At 50.2% G+C, this 25,924-nt stretch carries 16 protein-coding genes and 1 tRNA gene; 16 read left to right on the top strand and 1 reads right to left on the bottom strand.

From position 1 onward, the window contains the following. Nucleotides 1-161: 161 nt before the first annotated feature. The 8 genes from CHL74_RS00085 (at nt 162) to CHL74_RS00050 (ending at nt 9,150) form a co-directional block, all read left to right on the top strand. Complete coding sequence (locus CHL74_RS00085) at nt 162-3,308, top strand: alpha-amylase family glycosyl hydrolase (protein ID WP_094879089.1); 3,147 nt, start codon at nt 162-164, stop codon at nt 3,306-3,308. A 392-nt stretch (nt 3,309-3,700) separates the two neighbouring features. Beyond that, nucleotides 3,701-4,966, top strand: a complete 1,266-nt coding sequence (metK, locus tag CHL74_RS00080; RefSeq protein ID WP_094879088.1) for a methionine adenosyltransferase — start codon at nt 3,701-3,703, stop codon at nt 4,964-4,966. A 25-nt stretch (nt 4,967-4,991) separates the two neighbouring features. Then, on the top strand, nt 4,992-6,035 hold the full coding sequence (locus CHL74_RS00075; RefSeq protein ID WP_094879219.1) for a DUF4271 domain-containing protein: 1,044 nt from the start codon (nt 4,992-4,994) through the stop codon (nt 6,033-6,035). An 82-nt stretch (nt 6,036-6,117) separates the two neighbouring features. Beyond that, nucleotides 6,118-6,864 carry a uroporphyrinogen-III synthase gene (locus CHL74_RS00070; RefSeq protein WP_094879087.1) on the top strand — a complete coding sequence of 249 codons (747 nt, stop codon included), beginning with the start codon at nt 6,118-6,120 and terminating at the stop codon, nt 6,862-6,864. 38 nt (nt 6,865-6,902) lie between these two features. Next, the gene (gene rnpA, locus CHL74_RS00065) at nt 6,903-7,343 is read left to right on the top strand and encodes a ribonuclease P protein component (protein WP_094879086.1); all 441 of its coding nucleotides are present in this window, start codon (nt 6,903-6,905) and stop codon (nt 7,341-7,343) included. Beyond that, nucleotides 7,340-7,570, top strand: a complete 231-nt coding sequence (yidD, locus tag CHL74_RS00060) for a membrane protein insertion efficiency factor YidD (protein ID WP_094879085.1) — start codon at nt 7,340-7,342, stop codon at nt 7,568-7,570. Before rnpA ends, yidD begins: the two co-directional genes overlap by 4 nt. A gap of 135 nt (nt 7,571-7,705) precedes the next feature. Further along, entirely contained in the window at nt 7,706-9,007 is a 1,302-nt protein-coding gene (gene tyrS, locus CHL74_RS00055) for a tyrosine--tRNA ligase (protein WP_094879084.1), read from the top strand. Between the two features lie 72 nt (nt 9,008-9,079). Continuing rightward, a tRNA-Gln gene (locus CHL74_RS00050) sits at nt 9,080-9,150 on the top strand. A gap of 76 nt (nt 9,151-9,226) precedes the next feature. On the opposite strand, the gene CHL74_RS00045 is transcribed toward CHL74_RS00050, so the two are convergent. After that, complete coding sequence (locus CHL74_RS00045; RefSeq protein WP_094879083.1) at nt 9,227-9,499, bottom strand: HU family DNA-binding protein; 273 nt, start codon at nt 9,497-9,499, stop codon at nt 9,227-9,229. A gap of 250 nt (nt 9,500-9,749) precedes the next feature. Here CHL74_RS00045 and CHL74_RS00040 point away from each other — a divergent pair, with 250 nt between their 5' ends. The 8 genes from CHL74_RS00040 to CHL74_RS00005 all read left to right on the top strand — a co-directional run bounded on the left by CHL74_RS00040 (nt 9,750) and on the right by CHL74_RS00005 (nt 25,450). Continuing rightward, the gene (locus CHL74_RS00040; RefSeq protein ID WP_094879082.1) at nt 9,750-10,703 is read left to right on the top strand and encodes a rhomboid family intramembrane serine protease; all 954 of its coding nucleotides are present in this window, start codon (nt 9,750-9,752) and stop codon (nt 10,701-10,703) included. Next, nucleotides 10,700-11,782 (top strand): endonuclease/exonuclease/phosphatase family protein, encoded by a 1,083-nt coding sequence (locus tag CHL74_RS00035; protein ID WP_094879081.1) that lies wholly within the window; start codon nt 10,700-10,702, stop codon nt 11,780-11,782. The genes CHL74_RS00040 and CHL74_RS00035 overlap by 4 nt, the downstream gene beginning before the upstream one ends. A 172-nt stretch (nt 11,783-11,954) precedes the next feature. After that, nucleotides 11,955-14,954 (top strand): protein translocase subunit SecDF, encoded by a 3,000-nt coding sequence (secDF, locus tag CHL74_RS00030; protein ID WP_094879080.1) that lies wholly within the window; start codon nt 11,955-11,957, stop codon nt 14,952-14,954. 201 nt (nt 14,955-15,155) lie between these two features. After that, a complete protein-coding gene (gene metG, locus CHL74_RS00025; RefSeq protein WP_094879079.1) occupies nt 15,156-17,222 on the top strand; it encodes a methionine--tRNA ligase in 2,067 nt (688 codons plus the stop codon). 413 nt (nt 17,223-17,635) lie between these two features. Then, entirely contained in the window at nt 17,636-19,237 is a 1,602-nt protein-coding gene (pckA, locus tag CHL74_RS00020) for a phosphoenolpyruvate carboxykinase (ATP) (protein WP_094879078.1), read from the top strand. Nucleotides 19,238-20,862: 1,625 nt separating this feature from the next. Continuing rightward, a complete protein-coding gene (locus CHL74_RS00015; RefSeq protein WP_094879077.1) occupies nt 20,863-24,078 on the top strand; it encodes a calycin-like domain-containing protein in 3,216 nt (1,071 codons plus the stop codon). 369 nt (nt 24,079-24,447) lie between these two features. Continuing rightward, on the top strand, nt 24,448-24,963 hold the full coding sequence (locus CHL74_RS00010; RefSeq protein ID WP_094879076.1) for an RNA polymerase sigma factor: 516 nt from the start codon (nt 24,448-24,450) through the stop codon (nt 24,961-24,963). Continuing rightward, nucleotides 24,953-25,450 (top strand): pyruvate ferredoxin oxidoreductase, encoded by a 498-nt coding sequence (locus tag CHL74_RS00005; RefSeq protein WP_094879075.1) that lies wholly within the window; start codon nt 24,953-24,955, stop codon nt 25,448-25,450. Before CHL74_RS00010 ends, CHL74_RS00005 begins: the two co-directional genes overlap by 11 nt. The last annotated feature ends 474 nt before the right edge of the window (nt 25,451-25,924 follow it).

The raw sequence follows: 25,924 nt of genomic DNA, 5'->3' as shown, positions 1-25,924 counted from the left end.
GGGCTGATTGAGTTTTGACACGCCTTTTTTTACGTTTTTGTGCAAACGATTGCCCAAACTCTTTTGTTGTTTTTCATTTATTAAGTTGTTAGTTATTACTTTGCATCTGTACTTTTGCAACAGAAAAGATAACTAATAACCGTTTTTCCAAAACCTATTTTATGATTAACTACAAACTTAAGATGTGGGCATTTCTACTGATTATGCTCATCGCCATGCCAGTTATGGCGAACGATTTCAACAGTCAGCGAACGGACTTTCGCGACGAAAGTATTTACTTTATGATTACCACCCGTTTCTACGATGGAGATCCGCAGAATAATGTATTGTGTTGGGATAACAAACAATGCCAGATTGATACAGGCGACCCATGTTGGCGAGGCGACTTCCAGGGCGTTATCGATAAGCTCGACTATATCAAGGCACTTGGCTTCACAGCTATCTGGATTACTCCAGTAGTGCAGAACGCATCGGGTTACGATTATCATGGCTACCATGCCATGGACTTCACACACGTTGATTGCCGCTACCAGAGCGGTGACGGCTCGAAGAGCGGTGACGTGATGTTCCAGGAACTCATAGACAAGGCACATGCCAAGGGCATCAAGATTGTGCTCGACATCGTGCTCAACCACACTGGTAACTTCGGCGAGGAGAATCTATGCAAGGAGTTTGAGCGCAACACCAAGCTTCGCAACCAGGCTGAAATCGACGCTTGTATGATTCCGAACACCAGTGTTCTTGGTTCTGATTATCTCACAATTCCTGGTGGAAAACAGTACCAGCGCCGTCTGGCCCTGATGAAGAACACCGATGGAACCAACCACGACTCACACAACTACTGGCACCATGTGGCCACACAGTGGAACTGGGACGAGCCTAACCGTTGGTGGGGACAGATTGCAGGCGACTGCGTAGACCTTAACACCGAGAACGACGCCGTGGCAGAGTATCTCGTAAAGTGCTATGGCGAGTTCATCAAGATGGGTGTTGACGGTTTCCGTATCGACACATCTGGCCATATCTCACGTCTTACATTCAACAAGGTTTTCATTCCTCAGTTCAAAGCTCTTGGCGAGCAGTATAAGAGCAAGCGTCTGAACCAGGCACCTTTCTTTATGTATGGCGAGGTGTGCGCACGCTTCGGCAGCGTACAGTATCGTGGTCAGGACTGTCTCTCTCCTTACTTCTATACATGGAAGTCAGACCAGGACATCATGAATTCATGGAACAGCGATGCCACATGGTGGGACAAGCAGGTGGTGCCCGAAGGTGCAGCTCCTCTTGGCAACATGAATCTCTGCCTTAAGGACGTAGCCGATTCGCCCACAAGCAACAACACTTTCATGCTTAATGGCGCATGGCATAAGCCCGACTACACACAGAGCAGCGGTTTCAACGTGATTGACTTCCCCCTCCACTACAACTTCTCAAACGCAGGTTCTGCATTCCGCCTTGCAAAGGATGGCGATGCTAAATATAACGACGCAACTTATAACGTGGTTTATGTAGACAGCCACGACTACGGACCTCAGCCTAACGACCGCGTGCGCTTCGGTGGCAGCGATGCACAGTGGGCAGAGAACCTCTCGCTTATGTTCACATTCCGTGGCATTCCTTGTATCTATTATGGTTCAGAGGTTGGCTTCCGTCGCGGTCTGGTTATTGACGACGGTCCTAACGGTCCGCTCTCTAACACAGGCCGTGCCTATTTCGGCGGCTACATCACAGGCGACGTTGAGGCTACCGACTTCGGTCAGTACACCGCTTCAGGCAACGTTAACGCCACTCTCAACCACGACCTCGCTCAGCACCTCATCCGTCTGAACAAGATTCGTCAGGCTGTTCCCGCCCTGCGTAAGGGTCAGTGGACCGACGAGGGTTGCACGTCAACGACAGGTATCGCTTTCAAGCGTGCTTCTGAGAACAGCTATGCTCTCGTTGCCCTCAACGGCGGCGCCACATTCACAGGTTGCCCCGCAGGCACATACACCGACATCGTAACCGGTAAGACATATTCTGGTTCTACCATCACCGTTGACGCTCCTGCAACACAGGGTCAGGTGCGCGTGCTGGTAAAAGACTGGAAGGGTGGCATTGTAGGCGAGGATGGTCCTTTCATCTACACTTCTTCAGCAAAGAGCAAGGACGGTCAGGCTTACGACGGTCAGGAAGAGGCTGGCACAACTATATATTATGGCAGCGAGGATGCCGAGCAGGACGGAGCCGTTGTGTTCGATCCTAATGGCGGCAGCTTCCGCACAGAGACCGTTACCGTTACGGCTTCTCTTAACGACGGCGCAACAAGCGGTTGGTATCAGATTGACGGTGAGGACAAGGTGGAAATCTCAAGCGAGGGTGCTACATTCACTATCGGTTCAGACATGAAGTTTGGCGACACCAAGACAGTTAAATGGGGTGCAACCAACGACGAGGGTACAGAGTACACTGGTTCGGCAACATACAAGAAGGTAGACCCCAACGCTTCTATCATCGTTTATGTTAAGGCAGACAAAGCTCCTAACCTCTATGTTTGGACAGCTGGCGGTGAGAATGCAAAAACTCTCAATGGCGCTTGGCCAGGAAACAAGATGACAGCAACGGCCACTGTTGAGGGTGTAGAATATTACATGTTCGTGGTAGATGGCGTAGAGTCGTTCAACATGATTCTCAACAATGGTGGCAGTGCACAGACTGCTGACATTACAAACATCACAGCTACAACATTCTTCTCTTACGATGGTGGCTCTGGATACAAGGTGCTTAGCGATATTGCTGCTCCTGAGCCTAACCCGAATCCGAATCCTGATCCAGAACCAGACCCGACACCTAACCCAGAACCGACTTGCAAGTACTATGTATACTTTGCAGCTCCTACATCATGGACAACAGTTAAGACATGGGTATGGAACTGCAACTTGGGTAATGACAACTATACTGGCGGCACCTGGCCAGGCGAGGATTGTGTCAAGACTTCAAAGACATACAACGGCATGACCATTTGGATGTGGGAGTATAAGGGCGACAAGACCGAGATGCCTACACACATCATCTTCAACAATGGCAGTGGTGAGCAGACAGCCGACCTTATCTATCAGAACGGCAAGTGCTACGACTTCAATGGCGTTAATGGTTCAATCAGAGTTCCAACAGCTATCAACGGCATCAACGCTGCAGCCAAGACAATGGTTAAGGTATACACACTCAATGGCGAATGTGTTGCTGTAATGTCCGACCTCAAATCTTCAACCTACACTCTACGTCCGGGCATCTATATTGCCAACGGAAAAAAGTTTGTAGTACGTTAAAATGAGGGACAGATAAAAAACAATGCGCCCTGTAAAGGCAAAAGCGATAATTATCAATGCTTTTGCCATTACAGGGCGTGCTGCTATACTTTGGACTTCACCTCCTCTTCTTGGTTTCTATAGCCCTATAACATTATTTATATGGCTTTTCCTTCGCCAAATCGAAAATTCTCAGTACCTTTGCACCCGAAAATTTAGACAGTATACATAATGTGGAAGAATTTGGCTGCTTGCAACCACACAAAAAAATGCTAAAACTGCAAATTCTAATTCAGCAACGCGTCATTCGCGATAACCTTGCGGCGTGTGGCTCACCCCATTAAAGGATAACAATTAGATAGCGGTAATTGGTGTTTTTCCACTATTTTTTTAACTTTTAAAAATTGGAAAAAATGAATTATCTTTTTTCATCTGAATCAGTTTCTGAAGGCCATCCCGATAAGGTGGCTGACCAAATCTCCGACGCACTTGTCGATCAGTTCCTCGCTTACGACGAAAAGGCACATTGTGCCATCGAGTCGTTCGTAACTACCGGTCAGGTGGTTGTCATGGGAGAGGTGCGCAGCAACGTCTACATCGACCTGCAGACCATCGCCCGTAAGACCATCAACAAGATTGGCTACACGAAGTCAGAGTATCAGTTTGACGGCAACTCATGCGGCGTCCTTACTGCCATTCACGAGCAGTCGGAGGATATCGACCGCGGCGTTACTCAGGAGAAGGAGGAAGACCAGGGTGCCGGCGACCAGGGAATGATGTTCGGTTACGCCACCAACGAGACCGAGAACTACATGCCCGTAACGCTCGACCTCGCCCAGCTCATCATGCGCACACTCGCTGACATCCGCAAGGAAGGCAAGGAAATGACTTATCTCCGTCCCGACTCGAAGAGTCAGGTGACAGTGGAATATTCTGAGGAAGGCATCCCGCAGCGTATCGACACCATCGTAGTGTCTACACAGCACGACGAGTTTGACGACGATGATGCCCGCATGCTTCAGAAAATCAAGGACGATGTCATCAACATCCTCATGCCGCGCGTCAAGGCACAGATACACAGCGACAAGGTGCTCGCACTCTTTGGTGACGACATCAAGTACTTCGTCAATCCTACAGGCAAGTTCGTAATCGGTGGTCCTCACGGCGACACAGGTCTGACCGGACGCAAGATCATCGTCGACACATACGGCGGCAAGGGAGCACACGGAGGCGGAGCCTTCTCAGGCAAGGATCCTTCCAAGGTGGACCGCTCCGCAGCTTACGCAGCCCGCTACATCGCCAAGAACATGGTGGCAGCAGGTGTGGCAGACGAGATGCTCGTCCAGATAAGCTACGCCATCGGTGTGGCAAAGCCTGTTAACATCTATGTTAATACATACGGACGCTCACGCGTTGGCGTCAGCGACGCAGAGATAGCTCAGAAGATATCAGAGCTCTTCGATCTTCGTCCGAAGGCCATCGAGCAGACGCTGAAGCTCCGTCAGCCTATGTACCTTGAGACAGCCGCTTACGGTCACATGGGACGCAAGAACGAGATTGTGAAGAAGACATTCTCATCGCGTTACCATGAGACAAAGACCATGGACGTGGAGCTCTTCACATGGGAGAAGCTCGACCGCGTGAACGATATCAAGAAGAAGTTCGGTATCAACAACTAAGAATTAAATAAAGAAAAAGATGAATATTCTCGCTTCCGACTCTATACATACCGAGGAGATAACCCTCGGTGAGGACGGCATGCCCATTTCGGCAATGCAGAGGCGCGAGGGACAGCAGCACCGTCAGCCCACGCCGGCTGAGGTGCTGAGATGGCTGCCCAAGGACGCCACGCCAGAACAGCAGGACTCTGCCATACAGGCAAATATCAAGCCGTCGGAGATAACGTGGAGCGAGCAACCCGACACGCTGCACCTGCCGGGACAGCCGAAAGGACGCTCCTGGCGCGACGTGAACATGCCGAAGTATTACCGTGAGTCGTACTTCACCGGCAAGCCGTTCTTCAATCCAGACCTCTTCGGCGGACGACTCGGCGTGGCTGGCGACCCCGTGCCCTACAGCATAGCGCGTGACAACATCATTACCGCCCTGCTGCTCGGATGCTTCATCCTTGCCATGCTTGCCTTCGCCAAGACCAAACGCTTCATAGTAAGGCAGGCGAAGAACTTCTTCCGCCCGCCAGTAAGCCAGAACATGACAGCCGTGACGGAGACCTCCAGCGAGTTCCGCTTCCAGTTCTTCCTCGTGCTGCAGAGCTGTCTGCTCTTCTCCCTTGTCTATTTCTTCTACGTGCAGACGCAGGGAGTGAGGACTTTCCTTATCGACCAGATACAGGTGATAGGCGTATATGTGGCGGTGATGCTGGTGTACGTCCTCGTCAAGACAGCCGCTTTCTCAATGGCAGGATGGGTGTTCTTCGACCGACGGCGCAACGAGGAATGGCTCAAGTCGTTCCTCTTCCTGCTTGCCATGGAAGGAGTGTGTGTATTCCCGATAGTAATGCTTCAGGCATACTTCGAGATGCCCGTGCAGACCACCCTCATTTGTACAATGGCGGTGTTAGTGGTGTTCAAAATACTCGCATTGTATAAGTCGTATCTCATCTTTTTCAGACACAGCGGCAATTCTTTGCAGATTTTTTTGTACTTTTGCACGCTTGAAGCCATCCCGCTCGTAGCGCTCATGGGATCGCTCGACATTTTGACAGGATTCTTGAAGGTCAGCGCCTAAGGAATCCTGCGTATTGTCGCATATAAATGTATAGACACAAAAGAACGTTCAACAATAGAATAAGCTATTCAAAATAATACAAATGATAAAGAAGATTCTGATATCCCAGCCAGAACCGTCAAGCGAGAAATCGCCGTACTACGACATTGCAAAAGACTTCGGAGTCGAGCTGGTATTCCGCCCCTTCATCAAGGTGGAAGGACTCAGCCCTAAAGAATTCCGTCAGCAGAAGATCGGACTGCTTGACTATACCGCAGTAGTGTTCACTTCACGCCACGCCATCGACAACTACTTCAAGTTGGCAAAGGAGATGCGCATTACTATTCCTGAGGACATGAAGTATTTCTGCGTTACAGAGACAATCGCTCTCTACATCCAGAAGTACGTGCAGTACAGAAAGCGCAAGGTGTTCTTCGGCAACACAGGAAAGATTGACTCGCTCATCCCCACTATGGTGAAGCACAAGACAGAGAAGTTCCTCGTGCCCCTGAGCTCGGTTCACAACGACGACGTGCAGAAGCAGCTCGACGCCAAGAAGCTCAATCACAAGGAATGCGTGATGTACCGCACCGTCAGCAACGACTTTACTGAAGAGGAGGCAAAGAATTTCGACTGCGACATGCTCGTGTTCTTCAGCCCCACCGGCATCAAGGCGTTCACAAAGAACTTCCCCGACTTCAAGCAGGGCGAAGTACGCATCGCAACCTTTGGTCCTACTACCGCTAAGGCAGTGGCTGACGAAGGATTCAGACTCGACCTCGAGGCACCCACAAAGGAACATCCTTCAATGACGAGCGCCCTCAGAGGATATCTTGAGAATATAAAGTAAGCATAATACTTATATATAACAAGCCTACCGATAAGAAAATGAACAAAACATTCTCCCTTTCACTGGACGAACGCATCAAGAGCAAGAAGCAGATTGACCGCCTTTTCAAGGGTGGCGGAGCTAAAGCCATGTCTGCATATCCGCTCCGCGTGGTCTACTTGGCTGAGCCGATGGGGGAGGATGAGAGCACGGTGGCACAGATGATGGTAAGCGTGCCAAAGCGATACTTCAAGCGCGCCGTAAAGCGTAACCACGTGAAGCGTCAGGTAAGGGAGGCATATCGCCTTAACAAGCATATCCTCCTTGAAGCGCTTGCAGCGGACGAGGTGGCGGACAGCCGTCGCAAGATGTCGCTCTGCTTTATATGGACGTCGGATCAGCTTGTGTCCACTGATGTAGTGGCAGATAAGGTGCGAAATCTCCTTACTCGTATAGCGGAACGTATTGCGAGCAATCATAAAAATACCCCTGCAGAATGAAAAAGGTCTCGCGATTCCTCGCATGGCTCGTGATACAGCCCATACGCTTCTATCAGCTATTCATAACGCCCTATACGCCGCCCTCATGCCGCTTCACACCGACATGCTCCGAGTATGCAAGGCAAGCCCTCGCAAAGCACGGATTCTTCAAGGGAATGGCGCTGGCAATATGGCGCATCCTGAGATGCAACCCCTGGGGAGGCTCCGGCTACGACCCGGTGCCGTAGCTCTCGAGCAATGCTCGAGAGAATTAGGAGTTAGGAATTAGGAGTTAGGAATTACCCTCGGTCTTGATTTCCCAATTGCTCAGAAAGGTCCAAAGAGGCCAAGAAAGGCTTAAGCTTAAACTTAAATAAAACACAATGGCAAAAAACTTTGTTGAAGAACTGCGCTGGCGCGGCATGCTCGCGCAGATTATGCCCGGTACTGAGGAGTACCTCAATACCCACATGGTGTCTGCGTATTTGGGCACCGACCCCACTGCCGATTCTCTGCATATCGGCCATCTTTGTGGTATCATGATGCTGCGTCACCTGCAGCGCTGCGGACACAAGCCCTATCTTCTCGTAGGCGGTGCCACAGGTATGATTGGCGACCCGTCAGGAAAGAGCCAGGAGCGTAATCTCCTCGACTCAGCTACTCTCTACCACAACCAGGAGGCCATCAAGAAGCAAGTGTCTAAGTTCCTTGACTTCGACGGCGCAGAACCCAACAAGGCAGAACTCGTTAACAACTACGACTGGATGAAGGACTTCACCTTCCTCGACTTCGCTCGCGAGGTGGGCAAGCACATCACCGTAAACTACATGATGGCAAAGGACAGCGTGCAGAAGCGTCTTAACGGCGAGGCACGTGACGGACTCTCATTCACCGAGTTCACCTACCAGTTGCTCCAGGGTTACGACTTCCTTTATCTCTATCAGCATCACGGCGTACGCCTGCAGCTCGGCGGTAACGACCAGTGGGGCAACATGACCACCGGTACTGAGCTTATCCGCCGCACACTCGGCAACGAGACAGAGGCTTACTGCCTTACATGCCCGCTTATCACAAAGTCAGACGGCAAGAAGTTCGGCAAGACAGAGAGCGGCAACGTATGGCTCGACCCGCAGCGCACCACTCCTTATGCTTTCTATCAGTTCTGGCTGAACGTCAGCGACGCAGAGGCAGAGAAGTACATCAAGATATTCACCGACCTCGACAAGGAGACCATCGACACTCTCATTGCAGAGCACACAGAGGATCCGGGTCGTCGTGTTCTTCAGAAGCGACTCGCTGAGGAGGTTACCACAATGGTACACTCAGCTGACGATCTCGCTTTGGCGCAGGAGGCATCAAGCATCCTCTTCGGTAAGGGAACAAAGGAAACCCTTCAGAAATTCGATGAGGCAACATTGCTTTCCATCTTCGAGGGCGTTCCTCACTTCACACTTGCAAAGGACCAACTCGGTCAGCCCGCTGTTGACCTCTTCACACGTGACGACGTTAAGATTTTCGCTTCTAAGGGCGAAATGCGTAAGCTCGTTCAGGGTGGTGGCGTATCGCTCAACAAGGAGAAGCTTGCAGCTTTCGACCGTCCAGTAGGCGAGGAAGATCTCATCGACGGCAAGTATCTTCTCGTACAGCGCGGTAAGAAGAACTATTATCTCATCACTGTAAAGTAATACTCGTTACAGCGAAATAATACGCAAAAATTTGGCTGCAAAGCAAAAAATCATTACCTTTGCAGCCATAATTGTCCTATGGTGTAATGGTAGCACAACAGGTTTTGGTTCTGTTTGTGGTGGTTCGAATCCGCCTAGGACAACAAAAAAGGAGACATTCCCTCGGGAACGTCTCCTTTTTTGCTTTCAGACTATTTGTCTTTATAAGGTCGAGCCCTATTAGTTGAGGGCGTCTGCCAAAGCTGCACCAGCCTTGAACTTAGCCACCTTCTTAGCTGCGATGGTGATCTTCTCCTTAGTGTGGAGGTTGATACCCTCGCGGGCTGGGCGCTCGTTTACGCTGAATGTGCCGAAGCCGATGAGCTGCACGCTATCGCCCTCTACAAGTGCGTTCTTGATAGCATCGAGAGTTGCCTCCAAAGCCTTCTTTGCCTTTGCCTTGTCCAACTCAGCTCCTGCTGCTATCTTCTCGATAAGTTCTGTCTTGTTCATAATTCGAATTATTTTAAATTGTGTGTTTGTTTTTTACCAAAATGGCGTAACTTTCAGTATTCCAACGACAAATTTAGGCTATTCCTTTCACAATCCAAACAAAAAAGCGGAAAAAGTGCATAAATAACTCAAAAAAAAGTAGCTGAAAGGTCTTTTTAACCCATATTACGGGGATTTTTATTAATTTTGTCCATCCGTAAAGCACCCCCGCCCCGCATTTACGTATGATATAACAACCACAATGTAAGATATGAACAACATTCCAACAATCACACGAAACCTACTCGTAATAAATGTCGTTGTCTTCCTTGCCACCTACGCTTTCCGCGGGCTTGGCATCGACCTTAACGACCTCCTTGGCTTGCACTTCATGCTTGCCCCTGACTTCCACTTTTACCAGCTCTTCACCTACATGTTCGCACATGGAGGATGGAGCCACATATTCTTCAATATGTTCGCCTTGTGGATGTTCGGTTGCATCGTGGAGCGCACATGGGGACCGCGTAAGTTCCTCTTCTATTACATAGCTTGCGGTGTCGGAGCCGGACTCTTTCAGGAGCTGGCGCAGTTCGCCCAGTTCTATATGCTTGCAGCCGACCAGTTGCCCGACTTCCGCTTCTCTCAGGTCTATGAGGTGGCCGCAGCCAATGCGCGTTACCTGAATCTGTGGACCACAGTGGGCGCTTCGGGTGCCATCTATGGCATCCTTCTCGCTTTCGGAATGCTTTATCCCGAGGAGCGTATGTTTATCTTCCCGCTGCCCGTGCCCATTAAGGCCAAGTGGTTTGTTGTAGGCTATGCAGCCGTTGAGATGTTCATGGCATTGTCCACACCGGGCGATGGCGTGGCTCACCTCGCACACCTTGGCGGTATGGTCATCGGCTTCTTCCTCATCCGCTACTGGCGTCGTCATCCCGGCGTTGGCTACAACAGTAGGGGAGGACAGAGCTTCTTCGATTCGCTTCGCTCTTCATGGGAACGTCGAAAGCATGGCAGCAACGCCGGAAACGGAGGCGGTCAGTCGTTCGGCGGCTCTACATACGGTGGCTCTTCACATCGCGAGACCGACTGGGAATATAATCAGCGCCGCCAGCGTGAGCAGGCAGAGATAGACGCCATCCTCGACAAAATCCGTCGTTCTGGCTACGATAGCCTTACACGTGAGGAAAAGCAGAAACTCTTTGATTATAGCAAGCGCCAATGAAAAACCTACAGGACTTCACAGTAAGGTTGATTGCGGGAGCGAACATCGCCACCATAGTCTGCATGCTCCTTATAGGCTTCAGTGACCGCATCAATCCCGTCAGTCATCCGCTCCTTGCCAACATCGGTCTTTTCTTCCCCGTCTTCCTCGCCATTAATGTCGGTTTCCTCTTCTTTTGGCTTATCGTAAGGAAGAGGATGGCGATAATTCCCGTCGCCGGACTTATCTTGGCATTCGTGCCGGTCCGTACATACACGCCGCTCAACATGCCCGAGGAAGCGCCGAAAGGCAGTCTTAAGGTGATGTCATACAATGTCTTCAATTTCTCGACATGGACATCACCCGACGAACCGTGCCCTATACTCGACTACGTGGAGGCACAGCGCCCTGACATCCTCTGCATGCAGGAGTTCTGCTCTGACGGATGGAAGAAAGATCGTATCTTGGAACGCCTTGGCAAACTCTATTCTCACCATCGCATTACCGACCCGAAGGGCGGCGACCCTATAGCCATCTTCTCCCGATTCCCCATCATCCGCACCGACACCATCCACTATGAGTCGCGTGCCAACAATTCGGCTGCCTACCACCTGCTCACCCCCGGTGGCGACACCACCATCGTCGTGGTCAATCACTTTGAGTCTACCGGACTGTCCAAGGACGACCGTCGTCGCTTCAAGGCTATGCTAAAGGGTGACATCGAACGCAAGGAAGCCGAGAGCGAATCGCGAAACATCTGGCGCAAACTGGCTGAAGCATCTGCCATACGTGCCCCGCAAGCCGACTCCGTAGCCGCATACGTGGAGCGACATAAAGGTAAGAGCATCATCCTTACGGGCGACTTTAACGATTCGCCCATATCCTACGTGCGCCATCGTCTCGCTTCAGTACTGACAGACTGCTACGTTGCCAGCGCCAACGGTCCCGGCATCTCCTATCATTACAACGCCTTCTACGTGCGCATTGACAACATCATGTGCTCATCGCACTGGGAACCATACGCCTGTCGAGTCGACAATGGCATAAAGGCGTCCGACCACTATCCGATAATATGCTCTTTGGAGCGTAAAAAGGAATAACAGTGAGCGTAAAAACCGTTAAACCATAGCGATTTAACCAGCAAACGACAATCTAAACATTACTAAATAAAAGAAATAGAGTTATAAATTTCGCAAAACGAGAGAAAATAAGTAACTTTGCACGCTAACTGTACTTTAGGAAAAAATAAATAATAAATAAAAACTAACAAAAATGCAGAACAAAGGTATTGTAATTGTAACAGCCGTCCTTCTGACGCTTGCAAGTATCTTTTATCTCTCGTTCTCTGCCGCCACTAAGTATTATGACGGTCAGGCTGCGAAGATAAAGGATCCCATCGCACAGCAGGACTACAAGGACTCCGTGAAGTTCCTCGGGCTGTACTCCTATCAGAAATGCCTTGAGACACAGATCGGTCTCGGTCTTGACCTCAAGGGCGGTATGAACGTCATCCTCGAAGTGAGTGTTCCCGACGTAGTGGAGAACCTCGCCGACCACAAGACCGACGTAGCTTTCACAAAGTCAATGAAGGAAGCACGCGCCGAGCATGAGGTAAGCCAGAGCGACTTCATCACTCTCTTCATCAACGCATACAAAAAGAATGCACCGGGCCATCACCTCTCTGAAATCTTCGCCACACAGCAGCTCCAGGGCAAGGTGTCGCCTAACTCTTCAGACAAGGACGTGGAGAAGGTTCTCCGCGCTGAGGTGCAGGCAGCCATCGACAACTCTTTCCTCGTAGTCCGCACACGTATCGACAAGTTCGGCGTAGTACAGCCCAACATCCAGAAGCTGGAGGGCCAGCAGGGACGTATCATGGTGGAGATGCCGGGTATCAACGAGCCTGAGCGTGTGCGCAAGCTCCTCCAGGGAAGCGCCAACCTCGAGTTCTGGGAGACATACAACTCTGACGAGATTATTCCTTTCCTCCAGCAGATCGACCAGCGCGAGGCTAACGTACGCTCTGGCAAGAACGAGGCTGCAGACACCACAGCTGTAGACACAGCAGCTGCTCCCGCAGCAAAGAAGGCCACTGCCAAGTTCCAGATGAAGAAGAAGGCAGGTGCTGCCGAGAAGGAAAGCGCCAGCCAGATGGAGCAGGCAAAGAAGGAGCATCCGCTTCTCTCTATCTTCCAGCCCACAGGCAACGGTGCGCTCAGCCTCGTAGGCTACGCTTCTGCACGCGACACTGCCGAGGTTAACAAGATCATCTATTCTGCACTCGCTAAGCAGATTCTTCCTTCTGACTGCCGTCTCCTCTGGAGCGCAAAGCCTGCTGACGGCATCCAGGCTAAGAACATCTACGAGCTTCACGCCATCAAGGTGACAACCACCAACGGCCGCGCTCCCATCGAGGGCGACGTAGTGACAGACGCTAAGGACCAGTTCAACAACCTTACCGGTACGCCTGAGGTTTCGATGACAATGAACTCTGACGGTGCCCGCCGCTGGGCAGCCCTTACAAAGGCTAACGTAGGCAAGGCCATCGCCATCGTACTCGACGGAACAGTATATTCAGCTCCCCGCGTAAACGGTGAGATCTCTGGCGGTCAGTCTTCAATCTCTGGTAACTTCACCATTGAGGACACCAAGGACTTGGCCAACACACTTAAGTCAGGTCGTATGCCTGCCCCAGCACACATCGTGCAGGAGGAGGTTGTAGGTCCGACACTCGGTGCTCAGTCAATCCAGCAGGGCTTCATCTCGTTCATCGTTGCCTTCATCATCCTGATGATCTACATGGTAGTGATGTACGACTTCATCCCGGGTATGGTTGCTAACGGCGCACTCTTGCTCAACCTCTTCTTCACCATGGGTATCATGGCGTCCTTCCAGGCTGCCCTTACAATGCCTGGTATCGCCGGTATTGTGCTTGCCCTCGGTATGGCGGTGGACGCCAACGTGCTTATCTACGAGCGCACCAAGGAGGAACTCAAGAAGGGTCTCGGCACACGTCAGGCTCTCTCACTGGGTTACAGCAACGCCTTCTCAGCCATCTTCGACTCGAACCTCACATCTATCATCACCGGTGTGATTCTCTACGTCTTCGGTACAGGTCCTATCCGCGGCTTCGCCACGACGCTTATCATCGGTATCTGCTGCTCATTCTTCACAGCCGTGTTCCTCACACGTCTCGTTTACGAGAACCGTATGGCACACGATAAGTGGACAAAGCAGACCTTCTCTACCAAGATTTCGCGCAACTTCATGGCCAACAAGAACTATGGCTTCATGTCGTCGTCAAAGAAGTCGTTTTCAATATTCGGCGTTATCGTCCTAGTAATGATCGGCAGCTTCTTCGTTCGCGGTCTGAGCAAGGGTATCGACTTCACCGGTGGTCGCAACTACGTAGTGGTGCTCGAGAAGCAGGTAGAGCCTGAGGAAGTAAAGGCAGCCCTCACACCGCTCTTTAAGGGGGCTACAGTGAACGCCCTCGCCCTCGGTACTGACGGCAAGACCATCCGTATCTCAACCAACTACAAGATTGAGTCGAACAGCCCCGCCATCGACAACGAGGTGGAGAACATCCTCTATAAGGGTCTGCACGGTGCTAACCTCGTAACCCAGAAGAGCGTTGAGGCATTCAAGAATCCTGACGTACGCGCAGGCGGTTCTATCGTATCGTCTACGAAGGTAGGTCCGGCAGTGGCAAAGGACATCACACACGGTGCCATCATCTCTGTGATCTTCGCCCTCGCAGCCATCTTCGTCTACATCCTGATCCGTTTCCGCAACGTGGCATTCTCGTTCGGTTCTACCATCGCCCTTGCCATCGACGCCACCATCGTCATCGGCTTCTTCTCGCTGCTTTGGGACATCGTGCCCTTCTCGCTTGAGGTAGACCAGACGTTCATCGGCGCCATCCTTACCGTTATCGGTTACTCTATCAACGATAAGGTGGTGGTATTCGACCGTATCCGTGAGAACCTCGGACTTCACAAGAAGATGGATCTTCAGGATCTCTTCAACAAGTCGCTCAACGAGACCCTCGCACGTACTATCAATACGTCGCTCTCAACACTCATCGTGCTGCTCTGTATCTTCTGCTTCGGCGGTGAGAGCACTCGCAGCTTCTCGTTCGCAATGTTGCTCGGCGTAATCTTCGGTACATTGTCTTCTATCTTCATTGCCGCTCCTCTGGCATACGTTATCCTCGGTCGCAAGATCAAGAACGAGCCGGTAGCTGAGGCAGAAGTAGTAGAGGTAAAGTAAAGACCATTCGCTAAGAATATATAATGTATAAGGCGCAGTTCCCACAAGGAGCTGCGCCTTTTTCGTTTTGGTTGATAAGTTACTCAGCGTCTTAATAATAAAAAACAAGCAAGCTTGGATGTTTTTATTATCAACAATATCGTCTATTGTATTGATTTTTCATAACTTTGCAGTCAGAAATCAAAAAAACACAATAATATAATGGAAGAGAAGAATTTTAAACGTACCACCGTGACAGCTGCTTTGCCTTATGCCAACGGTGGCGTTCACATCGGACACCTCGCCGGAGTGTATGTCCCCGCTGACATCTACGTTCGCTATCTGCGCCTAAAGAAGAAGGAAGTGATGTTCATCGGCGGCAGCGACGAGCATGGTGTGCCCGTGACAATCCGCGCCCGCAAGGAGGGCATCACCGTTCAGGAGGTGGTCGACCGCTATCACAATCTTATCAAGAAGTCGTTCGAGGACTTCGGCATTTCGTTCGACGTCTACAGCCGCACAACTTCCAAGATTCACCATAAGTTTGCTTCCGATTTCTTCCGCACGCTCTACGACAAGGGCGAGCTTGTGGAGAAGACAGAGGAGCAGTTCTGCGACGAGGTTACGGGTGAGTTTCTTACCGACCGCAACATCGTAGGCACATGTCCGCGCTGCGGTGCAGAGGGCGCTTACGGCGACCAGTGCGAGAAGTGTGGTGCCACACTCTCACCCGAGGAGCTTATCAACCCCACCAACAAGAACAATCCTGGTCACGGACTCATTAAGAAGGCCACGAAGAACTGGTACTTGCCGCTCAACAAGTGGCAGGACTGGCTCAAGAAGTGGATTCTTGAGGACCACAAGGAGTGGCGTCCTAACGTATACGGACAGTGCAAGTCTTGGCTCGACATGGACCTCCAGCCCCGCGCCATGACCCGCGACCTCGACTGGGGCATCCCCGTTCCCGTGGAGGGAGCAGACGGCAAGGTGCTCTACGTGTGGTTTGACGCTCCCATCGGCTACATCTCCAACACCAAGGAGCTGTGCGACGCGCAGCCCGAGAAGTGGGGAACGTGGCAGAAGTGGTGGCAGGATCCCTCGTCACGCCTCGTTCACTTCATCGGCAAAGACAACATCGTGTTCCACTGCATCGTGTTCCCCACAATGCTCAAGGCTCACGGCGACTATATCCTCCCCGACAACGTACCAGCCAACGAGTTCCTCAACCTCGAGAACGACAAGATTTCTACGTCACGCAACTGGGCTGTATGGCTCCACGAATATCTCGTTGATTTCCCCGGCAAGCAGGACGTGCTGCGCTACGTGCTCACAGCCAACGCTCCCGAGACAAAGGACAACAACTTCACTTGGAAGGACTTCCAGGACCGCAACAACAACGAGCTTGTAGCCGTTTACGGCAACTTCGTCAACCGTGCCCTCCAGCTCACAAAGAAATACTTCAACGGCATCGTGCCCGAGTGTGGCGAGCTGCAGGATGTAGACCGCGCTGCCATCGAGGAGTTTAAGGACGTTAAGCAGAAGGTGGAGGCGCTGCTCGACACCTTCAAGTTCCGCGACGCACAGAAGGAGGCTATGAACCTCGCCCGCATCGGCAACAAATACATTACCGACTGCGAGCCTTGGCACGTGGCCAAGACCGACATGGAGCGCGTGAAGACCATCCTCTACATCTCGCTCCAGCTCGTTGCCAACCTCGAGATTGCCTTCGAGCCGTTCCTCCCGTTCAGCTCTGCCAAGCTCCGTGAGATGCTTAACATCAAGGAGACAGACTGGGCACAGCTCGGCAGCACCGAACTGCTCAAGCCCGGACACCAGCTTGGCACACCGGCTCTCCTCTTCGAGAAGATTGAGGACGATGCCATCAACGCTCAGCTCCAGAAGCTTGAGGACACGAAGAAGGCCAACGAGGCTGCCTCTTACGTGGCTGCTCCAGTGAAGGAGAACGTGGACTTCGACACATTCGAGAAGCTCGACATCCGCGTGGGCCACATCAAGGACTGCCAGAAGGTGAAGAAGAGCAAGAAGCTCCTCCAGTTCACCATCGACGACGGTTCGGGCACGGACCGCACCATCCTCAGCGGCATCGCCGCCTACTACGAGCCGGAACAGCTCATCGGCAAGGACGTGCTCTTCGTGGCCAACTTCGCTCCGCGCAAGATGATGGGCATCGAGAGCCAGGGAATGATTCTCTCTGCCGTAAACTTCGACGGCAAGCTCAACGTCACCTCTGTACTCGGTGAGGTTAAGCCGGGTAGCCAGGTAGGATAAAAGAACATAACCATATCTATATGATAAAAGCGGAGGCCTGAGAAAGACCCCCGCTTTTTTATGCTTTATAAATTGCAGGATGGACAGTACGCCGTGCCTAATTGCTAACTATGAGTGGCAAACGGCGTGATGTGTAATGTATTTTAAGAAAATTAACATTAAAAAGACATTGCATAATATATTTTTATGGGTGGCAAATATTGTCATTGTACAGGAAAATGCCTAACTTTGCGGTTGAAAAAAGATGAAGCGTGCTTACGGCCGATAGTGACGCCCACGAGCCCCGTCTTTTTTCAACATTAAAGGAACGACGAAAGTCGCCTGCGCAGAAACGACGGCCCTGATCAGGCAATAGTGGAGCCAGGCCAACCGAAGTTGATCTATATTCACATCTAAATTATATTTTTAAAAAAATGGCAAAGTTAGATTTGACTCAGTACGGAATTACTGGTTCTACAGTAATCGCTCACAATCCGTCTTACGAGAAGTTGTTTGAAGAGGAGACAAAGGCAGGTCTCGAAGGTTTCGAGGTAGGTCAGCAGACAGAGCTCGGTGCTGTCAACGTAAAGACAGGTATCTACACCGGTCGTTCTCCTAAGGACAAGTACATCGTAATGGACGAGAACTCTAAGAACACTGTATGGTGGACTTCAGAGGAATATAAGAACGACAACCACCCGATGTCTGAAGAGGTTTGGGCAACGGTTAAGGAGATCGCCAAGAAGGAGCTTTGCAACAAGAACCTCTACGTAGTAGACGGTTTCTGCGGAGCCAACAAGGATACACGTATGGCAGTTCGTTTCATCGTTGAGGTTGCATGGCAGGCTCACTTCGTAACAAACATGTTCATCCGTCCTACAGCTGAGGAGCTCGAGTCATTCGAGCCTGACTTCGTTGTTTACAACGCATCAAAGGCTAAGGTTGAGAACTATCAGGAGCTCGGCCTCCACTCAGAGACTTGCGTTGCCTTCAACGTAACATCTAAGGAGCAGGTTATCATCAACACATGGTACGGTGGTGAGATGAAGAAGGGTATGTTCTCTATGATGAACTACTTCCTCCCGCTCAAGGGCATCGCTTCTATGCACTGCTCTGCTAACTGCGACAAGAACGGCGAGAACACAGCCATCTTCTTCGGCCTCTCTGGTACAGGTAAGACCACTCTTTCTACCGACCCGAAGCGTCTCCTCATCGGTGACGACGAGCACGGATGGGACGACAACGGCGTCTTCAACTTCGAGGGTGGCTGCTACGCTAAGGTTATCAACCTCGACAAGGAGTCAGAGCCCGATATCTACAACGCTATCCGCCGCGACGCTCTCCTCGAGAACGTAACAGTTGCTGCTGACGGCAAGATCGACTTCGCTGACAAGAGCGTTACAGAGAACACACGTGTTTCTTACCCGATCTTCCACATCAACAACATCAAGGAGGGTTCTTCTGCACCAGCTGCTAAGCAGGTTATCTTCCTCTCAGCTGACGCATTCGGCGTACTGCCTCCCGTTTCTATCCTGACACCGGAGCAGACACAGTACTACTTCCTCTCAGGATTCACAGCTAAGCTCGCTGGTACAGAGCGCGGCATCACAGAGCCGACTCCGACATTCTCAGCTTGCTTCGGCCAGGCATTCCTCGAGCTGCACCCGACAAAGTATGCTCAGGAGCTCGTTAAGAAGATGGAGAAGAACAACGCTAAGGCTTACCTCGTTAACACAGGTTGGAACGGTACTGGCAAGCGTATCTCTATCCGCGATACACGTGGTATCATCGACGCTATCCTCAGCGGCGACATCGACAAGGCTCCTACAAAGCAGATCCCGATGTTCGACTTCAAGGTGCCGACAGAGCTTCCTGGTGTAGCTACAGAGATTCTCGATCCGCGTGACACTTACGCTGAGGCTGCTCAGTGGGAGGAGAAGGCTAAGGATCTTGCTGCTCGCTTCATCAAGAACTTCGCTAAGTACACCAACAACGAGGCTGGTAAGGCTCTCGTTGCTGCTGGTCCTCAGCTCTAAATCCCAACATTCCGTGTGCTGCGCTTAACCACAGCGTAGCCGCAGAATGACAAGACATAGGCAAAAATCTTTTTATGGTCCGACTCATGCATTAAACGTGCAAGAGCCGGACCATTTTTTTTTGTAATATATCTCACCGATAAACAGGAATTTATCTGCGAGACAGTCTGCTGTAGTAGGCAGGGCTTTGACAAAAACCTTTCTCCACATGCCTTTTGTTGTCACACCCTACGGGTTCATGATATCGTTTGGCGAATGGGCTTTACGAGAGCGTTGCTCTCGACACCCATCCTCCAAACGATATCATGAGTGATGCTTCGGCATCACTGTGCCAACAAAAGGAAAAACATAAAAAACACAAGGTTACACAGTAGAAATTGTGTCTAAACTAAAGAATTACACATCATATGTGTATTATATTGTTGTTTTATATAACCTTGTGTTTTTCTTTGTTATTTCCGCTTATGGGTGCGTGCTGTGCACAAATAAAAGGCTTTACATTAGGTTGTCGAGAACTGGTTCTCGTAAGACCTAACGTAAAGCCTTTTATTTAAATCCGATAGGATTTGCGTCCATAAGCGGATTGTGGATAAAGGTTTTTGTCAAAGCCCTGCCTACTATAGCAGACTAACTGCTAAACTGCAATTTACGCAGCCTCCCATAGCAGATTATCAATCAGCGCCGTGTAATACGTAACTTTGTCCTGCCGTGTCCCGAGGGGACACGTATCTGTCAGAAACCCACTGCAAGCTCCGAAGGAGCGCAGCTGTGGGATAAGCATCATCTCACCCTCTCTTGGTTCCGCGAAGCGGGACCTGCAGCTCATACTCAATCTGCTGGTTGTCCGTGGGTGCGTGGCTATGCCATGCAAATATCGTACAAAGAGTAAAAAGCTGTTACAAAATAAAAATTGATTATAGAGTCCTGGATTGCTGTTTTTATGGTGTTACGCTGTGCAAACAGCACCCATACTTAACAATAGTGCCACTTTTACAGTCCAATAGTGGCACTATTAGAGTGCAAAAGTGGCGCTATTGTATGATAAAAGTGGCACTATTGGAGTGTAAAAGTGGCGCTATTGCAACCTTATGAGGCTTTTTAGCTCTGTCATTCATTGCACACTTTTCTTCTGAGTAACGTAATCTACAGAATGTTAGCATGTTGTCGTTGCACGCTCAAAACTCAAGAATTTCGCACCAAAGATTTCTTCGTGCGCCGGGCTCATAGTATTGAGCGTTAGAAATGCAAATATCGTCTTCGGCAAGCCGTCCGAATTATCCTCAACATCATACGGGATGTGTCAGTCCCCGCTCCGAGGAATCTGCAGCTCGTAAAGCATTTTTTCACTTTTATTATTAAAAAACAACGACAAGACTTTGCCATAATAATATTTTACACTATCTTTGCAATCGGTAGACCACAAAACAAAGATAAGCAGATTGGTAGCCGAAGTCCACGTAGGACAAACAAAAGCTCCTTAATAGAAGCATGCCTGTTGACAATTTAAAATAAAAACCAAGACATATATATTCACAATAATACGCATTACATTACTAACGACGTTATATAACAAAAAGAACATTTGATTTTCTATTATACAATTTATTAACTAAAAGAAATGGATTATGAAAAAGATTCTATCCCTTCTTTCATTGTTGGTGATGACGCTTACAGCGTTCGCAACAGACTATACGGGACATCGAACCGTGACGTACGGTTCTAATGAGCCTACAGAGTCTGACAACGCAGTTGTGTCCATCGTCGATAATGGTGACGGCACGTACAATGTGTCGTTTGTTGACGTAATAAACGTTGACGGTCCGTACCGCGACAATTATGGTACGTACACATTCAGCAATCTGGCTTGTACTACAGAGAATGGTGTAACTACATTCACAGGAAGTGGTTTGACCGCTGCAGCTACTCATTCTAATCCGAATTCGGATTATTCGTTCATTAAGTCAGCTTCTGAAGGCGAGTTGACAGTCAAGTTCAATGCAGAAAAGGCTTATGCCAAGTTTGCTGCTACAATCAGTACAGGCTGGAGCTCTGCTACAATTTCTGCAGAATTCGGCACTGACGACTTCGAAACCGGCGGTGGCGAACCCGAAGGTCCTACCGTAGTTTCCTCAAAGTCTTTCACTGACAAGCTCGGTATGAAGATGGGCGAAGGTGTCTATGACTTGCCATACAGTGCAGAGGTTACTGTAAAGGAGATGTCTGACGGTTCAAACAACATCGACTTCTCGTTCGGTTCGAGCGTTATTGAGGCAAACGGCCTTACAAAGGGCACTGACGCTAAGGGTCGCACCACTTACTCTGGCGACGTTGACGTTCAGGGAACAGTTTATAAGGTTTATGCTGTAATCTATACTGATGCTGATGGCACAGAGAAGATTTATATGAGTGTTGAGTCTGAAGGCGTTACTTACATCGTAGGTACACAGCCAGTTGACGGTCCTTCTATCCCGATGGAGAACTATCAGGCTGACGGCACTGGTTTCGTGGTCTCTACACCTATTGACTGGGAGACACAGAAGTTCCAGGCTGTCATTGACGCCACCAACTGCAACTCTTCAAATACTGAGGAAATCTTCGGCTTCGGTCCTGAGGCTACAGTATGGGAGAAGAACATCCATATCTATGCAGACAAGGGCACTTACAAGGCATTCTATCAGTGCTCTAACGGCAACAACAATACAACCGTCAACATAACTGACAAGACCAACATCACAGTTGAGGTTTCTAAGGCAGACGGTCTGACCGTTGACGGCGTAAGCGTCATCGCTGCCGACAAGCTCGAGGGTCTCTTCGATCTTACAGAGGTGAAGTTCGGTTCAGGCGAGAACAGTCAGTTCAGCAACGCACTCTACAAGAGCGTCAAGCTTGTAGAGGTTGTTCCTCCTTTCGTACCTGAGACAAAGACATACAAGGATGTGGCTTACTCTTCATTCGCTGGTACAAACACCAACTTTGACGAGAACACCGTAGAGTTCACAACAGTTGAGGACGGCACATACAATGTGGTTTACAAGAACCTCACCGTTTCTTCTAACCGCATCGGCGACCTTAACATTCCTAACGTAACAGCCACAACTGACGCTGACGGCAACGTTACATACACCACTACAGCTACTGAGGGCACATGGACCAACATCAACCAGGACCTTGCCTCAATGCTCGGCATCTCTGAGGGCAGCCCCGCTACACTCAAGAGCTTCACAGCCACACTCTCTGGCGAAAAGCTCAACATGACTGTCGTTACAGCTCTGACTGGCGTTGACGCCACTCTCGTATTCGGCGAGCAGTACGTAGAGCCGAATCCAGATCCGGAAGGCACAATCGACGTCGTAGAGCACGGCTTCAATGCCAACGGCTTCGGCTGGCAGGAGGTGAAGGACATCAACTGGGACAACCAGTATCTCAAGGCTGAGATGGACCTCACAAACTGCACAAGCGAAAACGAGGTGGTTCTTTCTGTAGGTAACAACATCACAGCATGGGGTGCTACAAACTTCCACTTGTATTACACCGCAGCTACCAAAACTCTGCAGTATAACTACATCGACGCTTCCGGCAACATCGGTCGCTACGACATTCCTAACATCGAGGGAACCGTGACCGTTGAGATCTCTAAGAAGAATGGTCTCGTAGTAAACGGCGAGAAGTGCAACTACAAGAATGGCTCAACAGAGCAGTTTGACGATCCCGCTACAGCATTCGCTTCTCTCTGGGCAGTAAGCTCAGTACAGATCGGTGCCATCCAGGGCTACACAATGGGTTATGCAGTCTATAACTACATCCACATCCTCCCAGTTGAGGCAGAGCCGGTTGATCCGAACGAGGTGGTTGCTACAAAGACTTACACTGACAACCTTACTGTCGGACACGATGCTCAGACAGGTGATGTGACCGGTTATGCAGACAAGCAGGTGGTATTCACCAAGTATGCTAACGGCGAGTCTTCAGTAACATTCAAGGAATATCCGATTTCTGAGACAGAGACACGCGACCTTACATTCCGTGGTACAATCTCAGAGACTGACATGAGCGAGTATGGTATGGGCACCGTAACCTTCGGTGAGGACTTGGCAATGACTCCTATTGAGGATGAGACCAGCGCATTCTATGGCAAGGAGATTTCTCTCTTCATCAACATCTCATCATACTCAGCCGACAAGATGGAGTTCACATACGAGTTCGGTTCTGAAGATGGCATCTACTACGTTGGTCAGTACGGCGTAGAGATTGAGAAGCCTGAGGAAGTTGTAGGCACTAAGACTTACACAGCTAACCTTACTGTTGATCACGACGCAACATTGCAGAACGAGGTGCTTTATAAGGATAAGGACGTTGTCTTCACCAAGTACTCTACTGGTGACGTGACCGTAACCTTCAAGGCATTCCCGGTTTCAGAGAACGAGACTTGCGACCTCACATTCCGTGGCACAATCTCAGAGGTTGATATGAGCGAGTATGGCATGGGCGTTATGGTATTCGGTGAGAATATGGTATGCAAGGTAGAGGACGAGGCAAGTTCATTGAACGGTCAGACTCTCTATCTCAACATCAACATCGATAAGAAGGACGACTACAGCAAGAACATCGTATTCCAGTACTCATTCGCTAATGATGTGGACGACGAGAATGCTGACGCAGAGAGCATCTTCTATTGCGGTCGTTACGGTGTAGTAGCCGACGCTATCAGCGGCATCCAGACCGAGATGGAGAACGGCAACGTATCTATCTACACTGTAGGTGGTGCAAAGGTTAACACTCTCCAGAAGGGCATCAACATCGTACGCCTCGCTAACGGCAAGACCATCAAGGTGGTGAAGTAAGCTAAGCGATAAACGATAAATAAAAAAATCCCGGTTCCTAATCAAGGAGCCGGGATTTTTTTTGTAACTTAGGAGGCTATGGCGTCTCGCCGTAGCCCCGCAGCCTCCCATAGCAGAACACCTATCAGCTATTACTTCATTTGCTCGTGTTCGTGGGTGCGTGACTATGGCGAGACGCCATAGCCTCCTATGTTTGCACTGCAAGCTCATTTATAATCTCACCGCTAAACTGCAATTTATCCTCCATATATCAATATTTTTCTTTATATTTGCATATCCCAACGCCCCCGTTAATCGTTAAGGCATGTTAAAACATTGCCTTATGTTGTAACAAATCATTCTTCCAAACGTCATCCTATCAGAGCACAGATGAAAAAGATAAGTTTTCGTAGCGACATCCTGCCGATGAAGGACACCCTTTTCAGACTTGCCCTCCGCATCACGCTGAGCCGTGAAGAAGCAGAGGACATCGTGCAGGATACGCTCATCAAAGTATGGAACCGGCGCGACTCGTGGGACACCATCGAGTCTGTAGAGGCGTTCAGCCTCACCATCTGCCGTAACATTGCTCTTGACCGCCTCAGGCTGCATGCCAACAACAACGCGTCACTCGACGCCGGCACAAGCGGCGAAAAGGCAGACTCCGCCTCCAATCCCTACGAGCGCACAGTGCAGCGCGAGAAAGTGGAGATTGTGCGCTCCCTCATCGACAACTTGCCCGAGAAGCAACGCTCATGCATGCAGCTGCGCGACATCGAAGGCAAGACCTACAAGGAGATTGCCGCCATCCTCTCCATAACGGAGGAGCAGGTGAAGATAAACATCTTCAGAGCGCGGCAGACAATTAAACAACAATTTCAGCAATACGACAATTATGGATTATAAATACATCAGTCAGCTCCTGGACCGCTACTGGCAAGGCGAGACCACTCTCGAAGAAGAGCAGATACTCCGCTCGTTCTTCAGCCAGCTGTGCATCCCGGAAGAGCTTCAGAAGTATCGCAGCCTCTTCATCTACGAGCAGACGGAGAAGCACACCAACACGCTTGGTGACGACTTTGACGAGCGCATGATGGCGCTTATCGACGAGCCAGAGACTGTGAAGGCACGCCGAGTGACCATGAAGGAACGCTTTGCGCCATTCTTCAAGGCTGCTGCAATGGTGGCCATAATCCTGACACTCAGCCAGGCGGCACAATACTCGTTCCAGAGCACGTCCGAACAGACACCGGCAGTATCTACCGGCACATCGCGTCCGGCAGGCTCAGTGGCGCTGAACGACTCCGCCCGCATCGACACGCTCAAGAAGAGCAGCTCGGTGGACGCCGTACAGCAGCCCCTCATCGAGAACGGTGCCGTGCTGATGAAGTAAGACAAGACAAAAATTTCTATGCTTTCTCAATAAAAATCATGTTTAGTTAAAACAACATTTGGACATGACGGCTTCCCTCCGATAGGAACCGACGTCCCGGACAAAGGATGTCGGGGAAGACGCAAGTTCATAAACCCAAACTTGAGACTGTGAAGTTTCAGGTTCTCTCAAATTTTTCATAACATACTAAGAATCGCTGGTCGTCAGAGCTAAAAGTTAGCCCGACGGCCAGTTTTCGTTTCACGCTAACTTAGGAGGCTATGGCGTCTCGCCGTAGCCACGCAGCCTCCCATTGCTGATCGTCAATCAGCGCCGTGTCCCGAGGGGACACGTTACCATCAGAAACCGGGTCAGCGGAAAAGTACTGGGGGTGTTTTTTATTTCATAGTATTTTGTATCTTTGCATTATGAACATGCTTGAACAATTAGCCCGTCTAGTTCTTCCCAAAGAAATACTAGACAATTTCGATATCG

It is taken from the genome of Prevotella sp. 885 (assembly GCF_002265625.1).
In the GTDB taxonomy this organism is placed as follows: domain Bacteria; phylum Bacteroidota; class Bacteroidia; order Bacteroidales; family Bacteroidaceae; genus Prevotella.
The sequence above is the reverse complement of the archived record's forward strand: the minus strand, read 5'-3'. Positions and strand labels throughout refer to the sequence as shown.

What these genes read in the sequence shown, in the direction of transcription:
- CHL74_RS00085 (WP_094879089.1), top strand. Translation starts at nt 162, where the DNA reads ATGATTAACTACAAACTTAAGATGTGGGCATTTCTACTGATTATGCTC.
- metK (WP_094879088.1), top strand. Translation starts at nt 3,701, where the DNA reads ATGAATTATCTTTTTTCATCTGAATCAGTTTCTGAAGGCCATCCCGAT.
- CHL74_RS00070 (WP_094879087.1), top strand. Translation starts at nt 6,118, where the DNA reads ATGATAAAGAAGATTCTGATATCCCAGCCAGAACCGTCAAGCGAGAAA.
- rnpA (WP_094879086.1), top strand. Translation starts at nt 6,903, where the DNA reads ATGAACAAAACATTCTCCCTTTCACTGGACGAACGCATCAAGAGCAAG.
- yidD (WP_094879085.1), top strand. Translation starts at nt 7,340, where the DNA reads ATGAAAAAGGTCTCGCGATTCCTCGCATGGCTCGTGATACAGCCCATA.
- tyrS (WP_094879084.1), top strand. Translation starts at nt 7,706, where the DNA reads ATGGCAAAAAACTTTGTTGAAGAACTGCGCTGGCGCGGCATGCTCGCG.
- CHL74_RS00045 (WP_094879083.1), bottom strand. Translation starts at nt 9,499, where the DNA reads ATGAACAAGACAGAACTTATCGAGAAGATAGCAGCAGGAGCTGAGTTG.
- CHL74_RS00040 (WP_094879082.1), top strand. Translation starts at nt 9,750, where the DNA reads ATGAACAACATTCCAACAATCACACGAAACCTACTCGTAATAAATGTC.
- CHL74_RS00035 (WP_094879081.1), top strand. Translation starts at nt 10,700, where the DNA reads ATGAAAAACCTACAGGACTTCACAGTAAGGTTGATTGCGGGAGCGAAC.
- secDF (WP_094879080.1), top strand. Translation starts at nt 11,955, where the DNA reads ATGCAGAACAAAGGTATTGTAATTGTAACAGCCGTCCTTCTGACGCTT.
- metG (WP_094879079.1), top strand. Translation starts at nt 15,156, where the DNA reads ATGGAAGAGAAGAATTTTAAACGTACCACCGTGACAGCTGCTTTGCCT.
- pckA (WP_094879078.1), top strand. Translation starts at nt 17,636, where the DNA reads ATGGCAAAGTTAGATTTGACTCAGTACGGAATTACTGGTTCTACAGTA.
- CHL74_RS00015 (WP_094879077.1), top strand. Translation starts at nt 20,863, where the DNA reads ATGAAAAAGATTCTATCCCTTCTTTCATTGTTGGTGATGACGCTTACA.
- CHL74_RS00010 (WP_094879076.1), top strand. Translation starts at nt 24,448, where the DNA reads ATGAAAAAGATAAGTTTTCGTAGCGACATCCTGCCGATGAAGGACACC.
- CHL74_RS00005 (WP_094879075.1), top strand. Translation starts at nt 24,953, where the DNA reads ATGGATTATAAATACATCAGTCAGCTCCTGGACCGCTACTGGCAAGGC.